13 protein-coding genes and 1 pseudogene are annotated in these 16,807 nt (G+C 61.1%); 3 read left to right on the plus strand and 11 right to left on the minus strand.

Features of this window, described 5'->3' with window-relative positions:
* Positions 1 to 99 (plus strand): annotated as a pseudogene (locus tag GOB87_RS14560) (IS5-like element ISMex42 family transposase); the annotation flags it as partial.
* On the opposite strand, the gene GOB87_RS14565 reads toward GOB87_RS14560, so the two are convergent.
* The 8 genes from GOB87_RS14565 to GOB87_RS14600 all read right to left on the minus strand — a co-directional run bounded on the left by GOB87_RS14565 (position 96) and on the right by GOB87_RS14600 (position 10,588).
* A complete protein-coding gene (locus GOB87_RS14565) occupies positions 96 to 602 on the minus strand; it encodes a tyrosine-type recombinase/integrase (protein ID WP_166318379.1) in 507 nt (168 codons plus the stop codon). The pseudogene GOB87_RS14560 and the gene GOB87_RS14565 overlap by 4 nt on opposite strands.
* Positions 603 to 797: 195 nt before the next feature.
* Entirely contained in the window at positions 798 to 1,304 is a 507-nt protein-coding gene (locus GOB87_RS14570; RefSeq protein WP_166318382.1) for a DUF3085 domain-containing protein, read from the minus strand.
* A 160-nt stretch (positions 1,305 to 1,464) separates the two neighbouring features.
* Positions 1,465 to 1,695, minus strand: coding sequence for a hypothetical protein (locus GOB87_RS14575; protein WP_166318385.1), 231 nt, complete (start codon positions 1,693 to 1,695; stop codon positions 1,465 to 1,467).
* 71 nt (positions 1,696 to 1,766) lie between these two features.
* Positions 1,767 to 3,680, minus strand: coding sequence for a ParB N-terminal domain-containing protein (locus GOB87_RS14580; RefSeq protein WP_166318388.1), 1,914 nt, complete (start codon positions 3,678 to 3,680; stop codon positions 1,767 to 1,769).
* A 210-nt stretch (positions 3,681 to 3,890) separates the two neighbouring features.
* The gene (locus GOB87_RS14585) at positions 3,891 to 4,556 is read right to left on the minus strand and encodes a hypothetical protein (protein ID WP_166318391.1); all 666 of its coding nucleotides are present in this window, start codon (positions 4,554 to 4,556) and stop codon (positions 3,891 to 3,893) included.
* A gap of 45 nt (positions 4,557 to 4,601) precedes the next feature.
* The gene (locus GOB87_RS14590) at positions 4,602 to 5,126 is read right to left on the minus strand and encodes a hypothetical protein (protein ID WP_166318394.1); all 525 of its coding nucleotides are present in this window, start codon (positions 5,124 to 5,126) and stop codon (positions 4,602 to 4,604) included.
* Positions 5,119 to 5,298: a hypothetical protein gene (locus GOB87_RS14595; protein ID WP_166318397.1), complete on the minus strand. Its 180-nt coding sequence runs from the start codon at positions 5,296 to 5,298 to the stop codon at positions 5,119 to 5,121. Before GOB87_RS14595 ends, GOB87_RS14590 begins: the two co-directional genes overlap by 8 nt.
* Before the next feature lie 163 nt (positions 5,299 to 5,461).
* Positions 5,462 to 10,588 carry a DEAD/DEAH box helicase family protein gene (locus GOB87_RS14600; RefSeq protein WP_166318400.1) on the minus strand — a complete coding sequence of 1,709 codons (5,127 nt, stop codon included), beginning with the start codon at positions 10,586 to 10,588 and terminating at the stop codon, positions 5,462 to 5,464.
* A 496-nt stretch (positions 10,589 to 11,084) separates the two neighbouring features.
* Between GOB87_RS14600 and repA the strand changes: the two genes are divergently transcribed.
* Both repA and repB read left to right on the plus strand, forming a co-directional pair.
* Complete coding sequence (gene repA / locus GOB87_RS14605; protein WP_166318403.1) at positions 11,085 to 12,287, plus strand: plasmid partitioning protein RepA; 1,203 nt, start codon at positions 11,085 to 11,087, stop codon at positions 12,285 to 12,287.
* A 53-nt stretch (positions 12,288 to 12,340) separates the two neighbouring features.
* Complete coding sequence (repB, locus tag GOB87_RS14610) at positions 12,341 to 13,351, plus strand: plasmid partitioning protein RepB (RefSeq protein WP_166318406.1); 1,011 nt, start codon at positions 12,341 to 12,343, stop codon at positions 13,349 to 13,351.
* Here repB and GOB87_RS17005 read toward each other — a convergent pair.
* From GOB87_RS17005 to GOB87_RS14625, 3 genes are all read right to left on the minus strand, one after another.
* Positions 13,345 to 14,361, minus strand: a complete 1,017-nt coding sequence (locus GOB87_RS17005; RefSeq protein WP_166318409.1) for a replication protein RepA — start codon at positions 14,359 to 14,361, stop codon at positions 13,345 to 13,347. The two genes, repB and GOB87_RS17005, sit on opposite strands and share 7 nt — an antisense overlap.
* A gap of 518 nt (positions 14,362 to 14,879) precedes the next feature.
* The gene (locus tag GOB87_RS14620; RefSeq protein ID WP_166318412.1) at positions 14,880 to 16,385 is read right to left on the minus strand and encodes a tyrosine-type recombinase/integrase; all 1,506 of its coding nucleotides are present in this window, start codon (positions 16,383 to 16,385) and stop codon (positions 14,880 to 14,882) included.
* A gap of 13 nt (positions 16,386 to 16,398) precedes the next feature.
* Positions 16,399 to 16,596 (minus strand): hypothetical protein, encoded by a 198-nt coding sequence (locus GOB87_RS14625; protein ID WP_166318415.1) that lies wholly within the window; start codon positions 16,594 to 16,596, stop codon positions 16,399 to 16,401.
* Positions 16,597 to 16,807 lie beyond the last annotated feature (211 nt).

The following is a 16,807-nucleotide window of genomic DNA, read 5'->3' on the forward strand; positions in this document are numbered from 1 at the left end:
AAGGAGTGGCGCGCTGTCGCAACCAGATATGAAAAAACAGCAACGTCGTTCCTCGCGGTCATCCACATCGCTGCCGCAGCAGACTGGATCAAGCCCTAACAGGCCCTAGTCCGGCGGAGCGAATGAGTTCCATATTCCCCGGCGATTAGTCCCACCGCTTGAACCCATTGATCCAAAAGCCGGGCGTATTGCCTTGTGCTCAGGTGAGCTGTGGCGCTTAGGCGACTTGGAAAAACATACTCATTCAAGCCACCACCTCGATGTTCCAGCCATGCCCGCACGCTTTCTCGCGTTGTTTCTGTAATTTCGAATTGCACAGGTCGCCGGGTTTTCTGCTGGACGACCATGGCTCGGTGGCGCACCTGACCACTGGTAACGATGTCGCCGATACGAAGGCTGACAAGATCGCAGCCTCTGAGTTTGCTATCGAGAGCAAGATCAAACAAAGCTCTATCTCTGACACGCTGTTCGCTCCCCAGCCAGAACCGAATAGCCCAGACGTGCTTTTCTTTGAGCGCCCGCTTGGCGCCAACCATTTTTCCTGCATTCCAAGGCACGGACGCCTTCAGCGTAGGCGATGGAAAACGCGTTTTCTTTTCCATGATACTTTCTCCTGATCAGCTGCACATGCAGCAATCAGAAGTCTGGAGGAGGACATCGGCGGATAACGAGAATTATTGCCGACCGTCCGCTTTACGGAAACTGGAACGGCTCTTCTTATGACCGAGATGTAGGCGGAAGCGGCCTTCAAGCGTGTGAGAACCGGACGCTTACTCTGCTTTTCTCGTCGCCTGTTTTCAGGCGCACGTCTTACGGACACCGGGCCGTGCGCGCTTTGGCTTGGGGCGCGGCGCCAGATACGGCGTGCTGATGCGTGACGGCGAGACATTCATCCAGAAGCGACCACCCGCAGTCGCCTCAAGAGCCTTGCGGATCGCATCAGCGCCGAGAAACTCCGCGCCGTCGTCACCGCCAAAGGCGGCCGCCTTGACCTCAGACCAGTCGTCCGGATGTTTCTCGGGATCGGCTTCGACAGCGTATGCCACGAGGTTCGCTTTGCCGTTTTCATCGGGCAGGGCAGGACACCCATTTGACATCAGATAGATCCCCTGGTCGCCCACCAGCATCAGACCCGCTGGAACTTTCGTACCGTCGATATCGCTGGGAGCAGGATCTCGCGTGGTCACGCCCGCTTTCAGGAAAGCCGGATCGTAGAGCTGCTCCAGGGTGGGCGAATGCTCCGTTGCCGCTTCGGCGTGCGCCAGCAGACGCGCCACAAGCGCGCGATCGAAATGCAGTTTCATGAGGGATTTCCTTTCCGTGGCCTCTGGCGAGGACACAAAAAAGGGGCGACACACGGATGTGCATCGCCCCTTGAAAATCGTGGTCGGTATGCCCTACTCTGAAGCCAAGGACCGGGGGCATCCCGCTAAAGATAACCCCCGGCCCGGTGGTTAGAAGTGACTATTCGGATAGGCTCTTCAGGACGGCTCCAACCGCCTGAAGGGCCTTCTTCGTTTTACGAAGAACCCGCTTTAGCCACTTCCGGTCCACCACGATCACGACGATCATGGTTTTCCCTTCACAGTAAGGCCAGGCGCTACGGCCCCCCGAAGCGCCATGGCCGACCACGATTGATGGGGGCCGCGACACCGCGCGCATGGTCTCACGCGATGTTTCGCCGCTCCGGCTCATCAGGCGGCCCCGAACTGTTCTGATAGCATGTCACGGACGGGCGCACAGCCCGTCCGCACAGCGATGTCCCCTTACACCATCACCACCTCGAAGTGATCGGGCATGGCGCGGGCCAGCTCGGTCAACTCGCGCGGAATGCGCGGATCGGCCGGGCGTTCGGAAAGAGGCGCTGCGGGGGGCTCTTCGTCTGTTTCGGGCTCGTCTGCGGGCGCTACGACCTCGACCGGTGCCAGGTCTTCACCCTCTTCCTCATCGCCGGTCTGGTCGATCTCCTCACCGAGGCCCTCATCCTGCTCATCCTCGCCCTCAAGCTCGGCCTGAAGTTTCGCTCGCGCGGCCGCGCTTTTGGCCTTTCGCGCCAGTTCTTCCTTCCAGGCGGCGATCCCTTCCCCGAAACCCGCCGCCTCGGGCACCCAGCGGCCTTCGCCGACGTGGCCCATCAGCGCCTCGCGCATGGCCTTGCCGGTCGGCTTTTCTTCCAGCCCCTCGGCCTTCACCGCCTTTGTGATGCCCGACTTGCTATAGGTCTTGAGAAACGCCTCAAAGGCCATGTTGGGCATGTGCGCGTCCGCTCCGAACAGCACGCCGAGAAGCAGCGCCGGCAGACCGCTGCCGCTGTGCATGCTCACCTCGCAGTTCATGAAGCTGCCGAGCACCTCGAGCGAGGCCTTACGCAGTGTAGCCGGATCGCGCACCAGCACGCCCTCGGGAAACACGCGGCCGACCGCCCGCTCGCGTGCGGACACGCCGCCATAGGGATCGTAGGTGTGATCGTCATCGACCTTCACGTTGTTCGCGCTGAGCGCCAGCAGGAACGCGCCCACCAGATCCCACGGATCAACGTCCTCGCCCGCACCTGCGAGCGCCTCGCGCAGCGCCTGTGTGCGGACCTCGCCGATCAGCTTCAGGCCCATCCCCGAAATGTCGGGCCGCTCCTTTGGCGCAGTCGAGGCCGGAACGGTCGTGACATTGAGCGATCCGTTCACGCCCTCCTCTCCCGCACGCGCGGCGAGCGCGCGCATGTGGCCGGTCTTGATCTCCAGCGTGCCTGGACTGACCCAGACGACCGGGATATCGCTCTCCAGAACGCTCTCCCAGGTGCTGACCCGTCGATAACCTTCGAGGGCAATTCCTGAACCATACTCACCGCATTCCAGCATTTCCGCGCCGTCCGGCTTCGTCTTTTCCGCCCAGAGCTTCTGCGCCCTGAACATGGCCGGAAAGCTTGTGCAGTAGCGATTGTCCTGATCGCCCTGCCCGAACAGATCCTCCTCCCAGACGACACCCGCTTCTTTCGCGGTGGCCTCGTCAAACGCGAAATCGCGTGCATACAGCTCGGTGCGATCGAGCGCCTGCACAAACTCGGACCACTCGAAATACTGGAAATCCTCGGCCGTCATGCGGTAGTCGGCCGGATCGCTCTCACCCTCTCCGCTTTCCGCCCAGACCTCGGCCCAGACATCACGCTGACGCTCAAGCGGCGTGCGGGCGATCGCGTTGCGTTCGGCAAAGGACGGCCCCATGCCCGCGTCGATTGCCGCGATGATCGGCGCGTGCATCTGCGCAAGCAGCGAAAGCCCGCGCAGATAGCCCGGCGTAATCATGAAGGCCCGGCAGATCTCCGTGTCGCTCGCACCTTTCACGCGCATGTCCAGCACGCCGTTCCACTGATCGGATTCCGACATAGCCTCACGCACGACATTCTCTGCGACAGAGGCCATCGTATGGCTTTTCTCGTCGCCCTGGCGCACATGCACGTCGATCTCGCCAAGTTTCGCGGCGATGCAGGCGCGCACGCGCCGGTGCCCGGCCACGATCATCAGGCGGCCATCCTCAAGCTCGCGCACGCAGGGCGGATGGATCAGCCCCACGGTCTTGATGTTGAGCGCAAGCTGGTGGTCCGCGCGCGGATCGGGGGCGCTGCGACGCGGATTGTCGGGGTTCACGACAAGCGTTTTCGGGTCCACACGACGAAGTTCCGTCATGGTCATCTCCTTGATCTCAGGGCTGCGAGGCTGGCTTTTTTCTCTGCCTCATGCTTTCCGCGACGGCGCAGACGGCTGGCCGGGGCAAGGGCGTGCGTCAGCACGGCCCCGGAACGGGGCGCACCCTTGCGGCGGACGGACGGCCTGTGGCGCGACCCTTGCCTTCGTCTCCTGCCCTGTCTTCTTTTTCTCTTGTGACAGCGTTCGTTTTCAGAACGCCAGTGAGAACGTGTCGGCGCTCATTCGCTTGGCCAACGGCGTCGCGTCGTATTCATGACCGCTCACCTGCGCCCGGTTGTAGATCCGCCGTTCATCGAAATACTGATAGGAAAACAGGAGGGCCGCGTCGCGCATGTCGCGCAGAGGAGACAGGGACCACTGGAGCCGGTCGCCTATCCGTTCGGGCGTCCGCCCGGAAAGACAGGCGATCAATGCCGTCAGTTCCTTGTGCCGCCACTCCTTATCGACAGTCTGCGGATCGGGCACATTCAGCGTCATAGTGCATCCGAGATGGCGTCCAAGCGTCCCGGGCGCAACGGCCGCGTCCACAATGTTGCGGTAACGGCGGATAAAGGTCTCGGCCTGCGTGTCGCGGCTGCCCGACAGGCGCAGACCGCCCCCCTCGCACCACGCTGCGGTTTCGACAACGCCTGTCATGACCTCGTATTTCTTGCCGCTCCCCATCAGGCTCCAGTCGCGCACCCGTATTTCCACGAGGCGGTTGCCGCGATACTGCTGGACCGTGAGATTGTTGTCGCCACCCAGCTCGAAGAGCAGAAACTGATCGTCGAACAGGCGGGTTTCGGGAAACGCCTCGCGCAGTGCGTCGATCGGGAAGCGTACGGCGACGGCATCGTAGGCGATACGATGGGACATGATCTGGATTCCTGATGTCAAATTGGTGAAATGTCAGCGCCCTGTTCAGCGCAGCACAAACCAGTGCCGGTGCCATTCGACCGTGGGATCGGCGGCGTTGATCCCATCCGCGATATGCTGGGCGAGCGCACGGGTCGGCATGGCGTCCGAGAGTTCATTGGCGTGCGTGCCGTCCACGACGATCCACCAGCCAGCCTGTTGGCCGTATTCCTCCACGTCATCCGCAAGCTGCCATGGCTGGGCGTCGATGGGAGGTGCGGGCGCGAGCGGCTGCACATGCTCCGCACACGAGCCCGGAACCGCCTTCTCAACAGCGTTCCAAAAAAGCGCGCGAAGTTCCTGATTGCTTTCATGAACCGCAGGCCGTTCCGGGCCATTGATCGCGCGCACGACGTCATCGAGAAGCCGCTCGCGCACATTGTCCACGAGATCGCCAGGGGCGACCGAAACGGACACCAGATACCCATCCCGTGCCGCCTCGCGGACGGCGGGTGGAAAATGGCTGAACGTGCCCTCGAACACGCGCGTGAGCACGCCTTCGAGAGCGGTTGCGGTCATCGGATCAGTCATCCTCAGACTCCCCATCCATGACACCCAGCTCCCGTAGACGATCGGTCTCCTCGAGCCGGACAATCTCGAAATCATCCGACCGGTGCGCGAACTCTCCAGACCTCACCTCTCCCACTGTCGCATGGAACCCGTCAGGCCAGATCACGATGTCGTCTCGATGGTGCGCCGTCATTTCTGTTTACTCCTTTCCTTATGCTCTCCGGCGACGGCGCAGACGGCTGGCCGGAGCAAGGGCGCGCCTGCGCGGCCCCGGAACGGGGCGCACCCTTGCGGCGGACGGGCGGCCTGTGGCGCGCCCTTCCTCCCCTTCCCTGCCCTTCTTCTTCCTGCTTTTCTCAGGCCACCTCCTCGACCGGCTCGGTGGTCTCAGCCGCACTGTCGTCATTGGCGGTCGCCTCTTTCAGCGCGGCTTCCTCCTCCTTGCCCGAGGCCTCGAGATCCGCATCCAGCGCCGCCAGCTCGGCCAGCTTCGCCTCGAGATCGCCCGCCTCTGTGAACGGCAGGCCCTGACGCGCGCGATAGCCCGGCAGGCGGCGCTCGGCCTCCTCGAGACTGCGGCGCGCGTTCGCCAGATCGCCGTCGAAGCGGAGTGCTGCGTGCTCGATGCGCGAGATCAGACCAAGCGGCTTCGTCTCACGGTCGATCTCGATGTCTACGTCGCCAGCGGGCGTGTCGAGAAACACGCAGGATTCCACGTCGGGTTTCTCTTTCTTCGTAGTGTAGAACTGGCTCTCGCGCGCCTCGCACACCACCTCGAAGCCCGCGATGCGGCCCATCGCCCAGCGGCCTTCCTGCTTCTCGCGCTCGGCGAGACGGGCCTGCGAGAGGATCCACGCGCCGGCCTTCTCGCGGCTCTCCACCACGCCCCGGTCACGATGCAGCGCGAACGCCTCGCCTTTCGTGGAGACGCGCCGGGCGATGGCCGCTTCCAGTTTCGGGATGATCGACGCTCCCGTTGCGATGTCGCGTTCCGCATGCTGGATCTGACGCCGCACATTGAACTGGTCGTCGTAATGCGCGGCCTGCAGGCGCTCGAGACGGGCGATGTCGGCTTCCAGCCCCGCTTTCTGGATCAGGCGCATGTCGCCTGACGCCAGCGCTTTGGCCATCGCGAAGTCGTTGCCCTCGCCGCCCACGTCCTCGATGCGTCGGATCGACCGGTCTCCCGACATGGCCAGACCTATGAAGCGCATCTTCCGCTCAAGGAGCTGCCAGTTGGTGGCGTCCACCGATCCCTGCTGCGCGTAGGCGTAGATCTGGATTTCCGCGTTCTGGTTGCCCTGCCGCTCGATGCGTCCCTCACGCTGCATGATGTCGGCCACCAGCCAGGGCACGTCGAGATGATGCAGCGCGATCAACCGCTGCTGGGCGTTCACGCCCGTCCCCATCGTGGCCGTCGAGCCGATCAGGATCCGCTTGCGTCCGGCGTTGAGATCGCCGAACAGCCGCAGTTTCGCGGCCGCCTTGTCGTAATCCTGCATAAAGGCGATCTGCTCGGCCGGCACGCCCATGCGGATCAGTTCCGAACGGATCCAGACATAGGCTGAAAAGCCACGCTTGCCCTGCGCGGCTTCCGTGCCAAGATCGGAGAAGATCATCTGCACCGCGCCGGGCAGATCGTAAGGACGGCCGGTGTCGGGGTTGGTGTAGCGGTTGGCCGAGGTCTCCTGCCAGATCGCGAAGACCTTGCGGATCATGGCGTTGAGCTTCGAGCGGTTGTCATTCGCCGCGAACGGATCGACAAACCGCAGGTCGATGGCCCCGAAGCGCGCATCGTTCATCACGCTCAGGATGATGTCGTCACCCTTCTGCGGACGGCGCGTGCGCTCCTCAATCGCCTGCATCCGCCATGCGAGCGTCTTCTGAAAAGCCTTGAACTCGGCGTGATTGTCGGCGACCACGATCTGCCGTTTACCGCCCCTGACATCGGGCAGCTTGACGTATTTACGCAACTCGTCGGACTGCACCACGTCGGCGAAGTCGCGATACATCGCGATCAGGTCGGCGACGTTGACGAACTCGGTAAAGCGCGTGACCGGCTTGTATTGACCGTTGGGCTGCAGCTCCAGTTCGGTGCGGGTCTCACCGAAACTGGCGGACCAGGCGTCGAACTCGTGCAGATCGCGCGCTTCGAGGGCGGCAAGGTTCATGTAGCGGCCGACATTCCACAATTCGGCGATCGTGTTGGTGATCGGCGAACCTGACGCCATGATGAGCGGGCGCGTCGGATCGTTTGCCGACAGGTAACGGGTTTTCACGAACAGATCCCACGCGCGCTGCGAGCCGTTGGGATCGACGCCGCGCAGATCCGACTGGTTGGTGGCGTAGGACAGCTTGCGGAAAAGCTGCGCCTCATCGACAAGAATCTGGTCGATGCCGATCTCGCCCATGTGCAGAAGATCGTCCTTGCGCGCTGCCAGCCCTTCCAGCTTGGCCTCCATCCCCTCCCTCATGCGCTCGATCCGCTTGCGCGAGATGCGATCGTCCTTGTCGATGTCGGTGAGCAGGGTCTCGTAGGAGGCGATCTGGCTCTCGATCATCCCGCGCTCGAAATCGCCTTCGACGGGAATGAATTTGAAAGCATCATGGGTGATGATGATCGCGTCCCAGTTCTCCGTGGCCGCGCGGGCGATGAAGCGCTGACGCTTGGCCTTGACGAAGTTCGTCTCGTCGGCGACCAGGATGCGCGCCGTCGGGTAGAGCATCAGGAACTCTTTCGCCATCTGCGCCAGGCAGTGGCCGGGCACGACGATGCACGCCTTGCTGATAAGCCCCAGACGCTTCTGCTCCATCACAGCCGCCGCCATCGAGAAGGTCTTTCCCGCCCCCACGGCGTGCGCCATGTAGGTGTTGCCCGAGGCGACGATCCGCCAGATCACGCGCTTCTGGTGCGGGCGCAGGGTGATCGCGCTGCTGGCGCCGGGCAGCCGGAGATGCGAGCCGTCGAAGGCGCGGGGCACGAGATTGTTGTAGGTCTCGTTGTAGAGCTTCACGAGACGGTCGGACCGATCGGCGTCCTGCCACACCCATGTCTCGAAGGCGCGCCTGATCGCGCCGAGCTTCTCCTTGGCAGCCTCGGTCTGCTGCGTGTTCAGCGTGCGCCGGTCGTTCCCGTTCTCGTCCTTCCAGTGATCCCAGATTTTGGGGATGGACTGCGTGAGCGCGTCGTCGAGCAGTTCGGCCGCGTTGCGCCGCTCCGTGCCCCAGACGGACGTGGCCTCGACCTTGCCCACGAACGGGGCGCGGTCGATACTCCAGCACGCGACCGAGGGCGTATGGTGGATCGTGGTCTGCACGCCCATCACCTCGGACACGAAGGCTTCGATGTCGGCGACGGGCAGCCACGGCGCGCCCAGACGGGCGGTGATCTCCGAGGGGCGCAGGTCGGACGGCTGCACGCCCTCGAGGGCTGCGACCGTGCGGGCAAAGCGCGGATCGCCCTGCGCGGCCTCACGCGCCCGGGCGAGTTTGGTCCGCACCGCGCCCGAGAGCATCTCGTCGGCCGTCACCCAGACGTCCCTGCCCTGCCCGCTTTTCTCTGCGTCGAGATAGACGCTCTCGCCGAGTTCGGTCAGCGCGTCCGCCTCGCTGCGGCCCAGAAGTTCGGCGATCAGCGCCAGGTCCACGCGGCCTGTCTCGTGCAAGGATACCGCCAGCGCGTCGTGCGCGCCGTGGATCTCCGGCTCGCTCGGCGCGTGAATGACGCGCTCGGAGAAAATCGGTCCCATGCGGCCGGTGTCGGTCGCCTCGTCGTAGTCCTCGATCGACGCGACCAGCCACACATCCGGGTCGTCCACGAAAGGCTGGATGTTGGGGCGGCGCTGGGTCTCGCGTTTCGCGCCGCTCTCCTCGTCCACGCGAACGGTCGTGCGCGTGTGGTTGATTGGACCGAACTCACGCACGAAGGACAGATAGGCGGTCTTGAGCCGACGCTGCAGCTCGCCATAGGGCTGATTGGCCATCTGCGCGCGCAGGACGGCCCGGGCGCTGTCGCGCACCGGCACCAGTGCTGAGATGATGCGGCCGTGCTTGGCAAAGATCCCCTCGTTCGAACCGGCCTTGCGGATCGCGACCAGCTGGGCCTGCCCGTCGATGATCTGGTGCAGCATGCCCTTCTCGACGAAGTAGCTGCCTTCCTTGAGGTCGGCGCCGGTTGCGGCCGTGCCGATCCGCACGCCGTCGCCTGCCGGCCGGACGATCCGGCTCTCGCGTGGCGGCAGGAAATGCACGTTGGGCGCGATGCGGCTCAGGGCTTCCGGAAGCAGGACGTCGAGGCCGGTATCCTTGCGGGGCGCGCAGGTGTAGCCGGGACCGAACTGCGTGGTGGTCCATGCGTGCGTGCCGAGCGCCTGCACCGGGTTTGCAAGAAGGTAGCGATTGACGATCAGCGGGCCGGTGCCCTCATCGCTGTCGGCGATCTCGCCTGTCTCAAGCCAGGTCTCGTCGCCGGGCGCCTCACCGATCTCGCGCTTGCGGAAGGCCAGCACGTCCACCACGACGTCGGTGCCGGCGTCATCGCGCATAGCCCCCTCGGGCAGTCTGACGGCACCCAGAAGATCGGCGCTCTCGGCGATGGTCCGGCGCGCCGTGGGATCGGTCTTATCCAGCGTGTAGCGGGATGTCACGAACAGCGCGATGCCGCCCGGGCGCAGCGCCTCGATGGAGCGCGCGATGAAGAAGTCGTGCAGGCTCAGCCCCAGCTTCTCCAGACCTTCGCGGCCATGCACCGACCGGTTGGAAAAAGGCGGGTTGCCGATGGCGAGATCGTAGCCCTGGATCAGCTGGGCGCGAGTAAAGTCCTCACTACGGATCCACTGGTTCGGATAGAGTTTGCGGGCGATCCGCGCCGAGATCGGGTCGTTCTCGATCCCGGTGAAGGCGATCTTTCCCTCGAGCTTTGCCGGGCGTGCTGCGATAAACAGGCCGGTGCCACAACCCGGCTCGAGCACGGAACCGCCCCGAAAGCCCATGCGCTGGGCCATGTCCCACAGCGAATGCACGATCAGCTCTGGCGTGTAGTGGGCATATTGCGTGGCGCGCTGCAGCCCGGCCCGCTCGCTCTCGCTGGTCAGCCGCGTGAGTTCCGAGGCGACATCCTCCCAGCCCTTGCGCACCTGTTTTCCGGGTGCCGGAAACAGGCCATTGGCCAGCTCACCCGCGCCGAAGCCGGTAAAGCGAGCCAGCACGTCCTGCTCGGCCGGGGTCGCGTTGCGGTCCTCGCGCTCGAGCGCGGCGACAAGCGCGATCGCCGCGACATTGGCCTCGGCGCGGGCCTTCCAGCCGTGCGCCAGGCCACGCACGCCGTCGAGGCGGAAATCGCGCGCGGGGATACGCAGGGGTTCGGCTGGCGCCGGGGCCACCTCGGGGATGGGCTGATCGTCGTCGAGTGACCACAGGGCGGCGAGGTCGCCAGAGAGGGCGGTGGTGTCGAACAGGCTGAACTGCTGGGAAGACGCGGACATGACGCACTCCGTCCAAACGGCAGCGCCCGACGCCTCTCGCGAGGGTCGGGGTGCCAGATTTCGGGGATGACCGGGATTGGCCGTCAGGAGCGGAAAAGGGGCTGACCTTTCGGTCTCACCTCATTTCTTCTCCCTGATGCCTTCGCGGCAACCGGGCCAGAGTGGGTGGCGCAGGTGCGGCGCGCAGCGCCGGGATCGCAGCCACGTGCAGGCCGCGCAGCGGACAAGCCTGGCGAGAACCCACCACTTGCGCCGCACGCGCCGGGCTGGTGCCACCTTCTGTCCTTCTGTCCTTCTGTCCTTCTGTCCTTCTGTCCTTCTGTCCTTGCCGAATGTTGACAGGTGTCAACTCGCTGGGGGCACCAAAATCCCTTTTGTCCCTGAGCGCCAAGAGTTCGGTTGACACCTGTCAACTCGATCCGTAAATGCGGTTATAGTATTTTTTCGCGCCATCTACCGCATATGGCGGTTTCGAGCGCACATCAGGAATTTACCGATGGACCTAACGACGCCGCTTGAAGAGGGCATGGACGTCCTACTTTCTGAACAGGCAGAAATGCTTTCCACTCAACTACAGGCGCACCGCATGGAGCTGTTTCCTCCAAATGCGCGAAAGGGTTTGAGACAATTTCAAATCGGGGAGGTAGCCAAGCTCATCGGGGTGACACCTGCCTATCTCCGCAACCTCGCATTAGAGGGGAAAGGCCCAAGTCCTCATGTGGGGAAGGGAGGCCGTCGCAGCTATTCAGCTGAGCAAATCTGGGAGCTAAGGCGTTTTCTCGCATCGAACACCCGGAACGGCCGGAACTACTTGCCAACACGCAATGAAAATGAAGGTCTTCAGGTAGTTGCCGTTGTAAACTTCAAAGGTGGCAGTGGAAAGACAACATCGGCAGCCCATCTTGCCCAGGGATTAGCTCTTGACGGTCTGCGCGTCCTCGCGATTGATCTGGACCCGCAGGCCAGTCTGTCAGCGCTCCATGGTTTCCAACCTGAGTTTGACGTCCATACCAACGAAACACTCTATGGTGCGATACGATATGACAACGAGCGACGTCCGCTCTCGGATATCGTTCGCCACACAAATTTTCCCGGCTTGGATATCGTGCCGGGCAATATCGAACTGATGGAGTTCGAATATGAAACGCCGAAGCTTTTGGCGTCCTCAGACCAGGCGGGCGCAGTATTCTTCTCGCGTGTAGATGAAGCTCTACAAGAGGTGGAAGATGACTACGATGTTGTTGTGATCGACTGCCCTCCACAACTCGGGTACCTTACGATGTCTGCAGTCTGTGCTGCGACAGGTCTTCTTATTACTGTTCACCCGCAGATGTTGGACGTTATGTCGATGTGTCAGTTTCTCATGATGATGAGCGACGTGATGACTCATCTGCGCAACGCGGGTGCCAACGTGTCTTACAGCTGGGTCCGCTACCTTCTTACACGATTTGAGCCATCCGATGGCCCGCAGACGCAGATGGCAGGGTTTATGCGCTCGTTATTTGGTGACCACGTCCTGACGCATCCGATGCTCAAGACTACAGCCATTTCAGATGCGGCGATTACAAAACAGTCTCTTTTTGAAATCGAGAGAAAGCAATTTACCGGATCGACTTACGACCGCGCCTTGGAATCCGTCAACGCAGTTAATAACGAGATACGAGAACTCATATTCCGCGCGTGGGGAAGGGACGGCTAGCCCGCTGTTGACACCTGTCAACAGCACTTTTGAAATACGTGAGGAGTTAGAACATGGCCCGTAACCACACGCTCGGAAAATTACTATCGACCCAAACCGACGCCAATCGCCCCAACGAAGTAAAACCGTCAGGTACGTTTAGCCGAAGCGGTGCGCTCGGGTCTGTTGCTCGCAGCCTTGGGGACCTCAAAGCTAAGGCGAACGAAGCCGAAAAGCTTGAGGAGAAACTTCGGGACGGATCCCATGTGATTGAGCTTGATCCAGGGACTGTGGACCCTTCGTTTCTACCTGACCGTCTTGATGCTCCAGACGATACATTCTTATCGTTGAGAGACGCCATCGCAGATCGCGGTCAACTATCGCCGATTTTGGTCCGTCCGAACCCTGTAACATCAGGACGCTATCAGGTCGCTTTCGGTCATCGACGATTGAAGGCTTGTTTAGAGCTTGGCATCACCGTCAAAGCGATAGTTAAGGAACTGAGCGATGCAGACCTGTTAATCGCTCAAGGCCAAGAGAACAGCGAGCGCACAGATCTTTCTTTCTTAGAGCGTGCTCTTTTCGCAAAAAAGCTCGAAACGCTAGGTTACGGTCGTGACGTTGCCATGGCCGCTTTAGGAATAGATAAGACTGAACTTTCTCGACTCATCAGTGTCGCGAGAGAACTCGATGACGAAATTGTAGCCTACTTGGGGCGTTGCCCGAGTATCGGGAGAAAGCGATGGTTGGAATTCGCTGACGCATTAAAATCTCCAGGTGGGCAGAAACGCTGCGTGAAGTTTATTCGCGAAACAACTGAGCACAACGCGGACGATGAAAAGCGTTTTATCGCGGCCTACAAAGCAGCGGTCGGGCCGAAAGCCTCATCTGTTACGGGAGCGAACCATGAGCCGTTATCTTGGCAATCGCCTGACAAGGATTTGGTTGTGAAGGCAGAATCTGGCGACCGAAAAGGTCGCATCGACATTCGGAGTGAGAAATCGCCTGAGTTTGTGTCCTTCTTATTGGAGAAGATCCCACAGCTGTACAAGGATTTCTCGAAGGTCAGAAAGAATACTCAGTGATCTACAGGGGGAGGGGAGGGTGATAGGACCACTCCTCTCTCCGTGATTTTTACTTTTGCTGCTCTGTAGGCAGCCAAGGCTAACGCGAGAGGCTCTTGAAATTCTGCTTTGAATTGGCGCAACAGTTTGAACTCGCGACCAAACTGTTTCCACAACGCCGCCCAAGAAACAGGCGTTTCATCACGTAGAGCGTGCAAGCGAAATGCCAGCCAGAGATAAGCGTCAATCGCTCGTGGCGATGTCTGGATATCTTTAATAGCCGCGCGGTCGATTAACACTGGATGACGACGCAACTCATTATAAAACGCCTCAGAAAGTGTAATCTGTTCGATCATCCGCGTCGTCCGCTTAGTGCGGGGATCGACCTCACCGACATAGCGGAAGCTTTCTACCAACCGTTCGTTTACGACCACGCCCGCTTGGTCGTTTCCAAACTTGAAGTCGATTGTGCAGGTCGCGAGCCGTTCAATCTGTTCCAAGAGCTTCCTGGAAATTGGGCCGCCACGGCTCAAGCCAAGCTTTTTGAGTAGCGCGGCAGGGCTTTTGCCAAGATATATTTCTCTACTGCGATTTTCGAGTGCTTCAGACTGCCAATCAATCAAGAGTAGTCGAGCGATTGCCCCAGAGGGTACTGACAGGTCTTCTCTTACGTCATCATCTCGAAGGCGCACCCCGGGCCGTACTAGGAGCTGTGCGTAATCCGTCTTTATTAGCCAGTCCTCGCCTGGGTCGCGATCTTTATGTGGGAGACCGGCAAGACACCATGCGGTATACGTATACCCGACCTCGCCGCCACCTTCCGCTTCTCTTACGAGAGATGAGGATACGGCATCTATCACTTTACGCCCCGAACGCCCGGCGACTACGTCGAGGAGGGACGGGGGGCGCGGTGAGGGACGATTGGCTGCATACGATTGAGCGAAAGTCAGAGCTTCATTTGCTCCGTGGGTCTCTACGAGCCCGTGGAGATTTTCAAAGAGATCATCCTGCTCCGGGGCTCGGTCTTTCACACTGCTTATCCAAGCTATTCCAAGGTGATGAGAAAATGCACGGTCTTGTGAGCCTGTCGATGTGTTTCTTGCTGACGGCGCGGATGATGTGTTCGTCTCTGACGCACTGATGGCGTCGGAGTGTTGTTTCCTGACGCAAGAACAATTTAGGAAGTATTGTAAGTAATATTGTTTCGTCGGCAATCAACACGTGGATAAAAACCTAGTGCGTTGAAATGCAGATATTTTTTTTTGGCTCCAATTTTCGGTGTCGGCAACGAACACATCTCGCTATGTGGATAACTGCCTGCGCTGGAGCGGTCGGTTGCATCCGTCGGCAAAAAACACTGGGAAAAGTCTGTCGAAATAAACGTCAGCAGAGAACACAAAACGCCCGTTTCACAGCGTTAAGACTCTCTTAATTGGAGAATCAGACTCGAGTCTCTGTCGGCCATCAACAGATCATTTGGGTCGTCAGCAAAAAACACAGGTGTCTCGCGTCGGCAATGAACACAAATGCAGGGCGGATCACTCCCCGATCAGAACCGGGTCTTCCCTGGATGCTTTGTGAGCGCCTGATCCTCTTCAATGTAGGCTTCCAGCACGCGGTAATCGCGGTGACGCGAGAAGCGCTTGAGCGATGTAAGGTCGAAGCCGTCCTGCGCGCCGGTTGTGATCGCGCCACGGCGCAGGCTGTGGCCACTGAAGTCGCCTTCGATCCCGGCCGCATGGCAACGCTGCTTGATGATCTTCGCGACCGACCAGTCCGACAGGCTCTGCGTGCCGATTTTCGGGGCAGGGGGCGTCTTGTTGTCCTTCGTAGCCGCCGGTGCCCAGATCCGCGGGAAGGCCGCCGTGTTCGTGTTCTCGCCGTCGGTCTTAGCTCCCTTGGTCTTTTTTCGCGGCGTCAGCTTTGACTGCCGCAGCCACGTTTCCCAGGCGCGTACCGGACAATGCCGGGTGATCCCTCGCGGAATGATGATCGTGGTGCCCTGATGCTTCTTGTCGCCTTTGGAACGGGGGAGGGTGATCCTCATGCAGTCGTCGTCGAGCGTGACGTATTCAAGCTGGATCGCGGCCAGTTCGGACCGGCGCAGGGCGCCGCCATAGCCGATCAGCAGAATGGCGCGGTCACGGGCGTCCACCAGCGAGGCCATCGGGATTGCATCGACAACCTCGCAGACCATCTCCCAGGTCAGACCCTTTACCTGACGCGGCAGTGTCTTTCCCGGGGCGCGGTGAATGCCCGCCAGCGTCTCGGAGACGAGTGCGTGTGTAGTCGGAACCGGAAGATGGGCGATGTGATGGAGATAACGCAGCGCCGCGCGATGCAGTTCGATCGTGGGCGGCTTCCGTCCCCGCAATGCGAGATCCGCGAGATAGGTCGCCACGTCCTCGCTGCGGGCGGGGAGGGCGGAAAGCCCATGACGTCCTGCCCACGCACACCAGCCTCTAATGGCCGAGCGATAGGCGCGACGGGTATTGGCGGCCTTGCCGAGTTGCACGAAGGCACCGACGGCCGCCTGCGATGTCTTCAGTCGCCCGTCGTGTTCGGGGATCTCCACTTCGGACAGGGCGGCGAACCAGCGCGCCACATTGGTCGGAGCCTGTCCAATTGGAGCAGGGGCGGAAATCACGTCCACACCTTCTCTCTCAGCCTGCGCGGACATTGGCTTACTATGGTCAACCGGAACCAAGGACGCGACGAATGCCAGCCGTTGGCGATCAAGCTCCAGCACCAGCTCGAGCCGGAAACCAACAGGAAGAGAGGGGAGGGCGGTTTCGACCATCGTGCGGGCAACAGCGGCATGTTCCGCGCTTTGGGGGAGCTCGGTGTCCGGCAGGAAGTCGCCATCGGGAAGCGCGCTGCCGGCGATGAAGACGGGCAGGGGAGGGGAGAAGCAGGCGGTCGAAAGAATGGGGCGTAACACGTCGGCCGAAGCGTCGGCCTCGCCCAGACGTTGCCGGGTAAGGCGATCCACCTGTTCGAGAACACGCGGGCGAAGAACGGGCCAGGATCCGGTCAGGTGGAGAGCGTCAAGCATTGCCCCATATTGTTTAGCGGGCAGGGGCGAACTTGCCATCCCCGAAAACGATGGTTGTGCCGGAGATTTTCGGGGATCCGGCACTGGGGCGTCCCGTATAGCTGCCCGCGCTCTCTGCCAGCAGCACGTAAATATGTCCCTGTCCTGTGTAAGGACCGAGAAGCCCGACCTGCTCATTGTTGGTATCGTGCTTCAGGACTGATCCATCCACTGCAATTACGTGATCTATCTGACCAACTGTGAGCACTGTGATTTGATGGTCCATCACGGTGAGAGAGAGGTGGACCCGTCCGTTCGGACAGTTTTGCGGACTTGATAAGCTATGCCCGGTTGTTGTTATGCCGCCCTTCTGACGGCGTTGCTGTTGGCCATCTGGTCCGGGGTTAACCCCGGACCAGATGGCGTCGGCACGTTATGATACG

The organism is Acetobacter estunensis (assembly GCF_011516945.1).
GTDB lineage: Bacteria > Pseudomonadota > Alphaproteobacteria > Acetobacterales > Acetobacteraceae > Acetobacter > Acetobacter estunensis.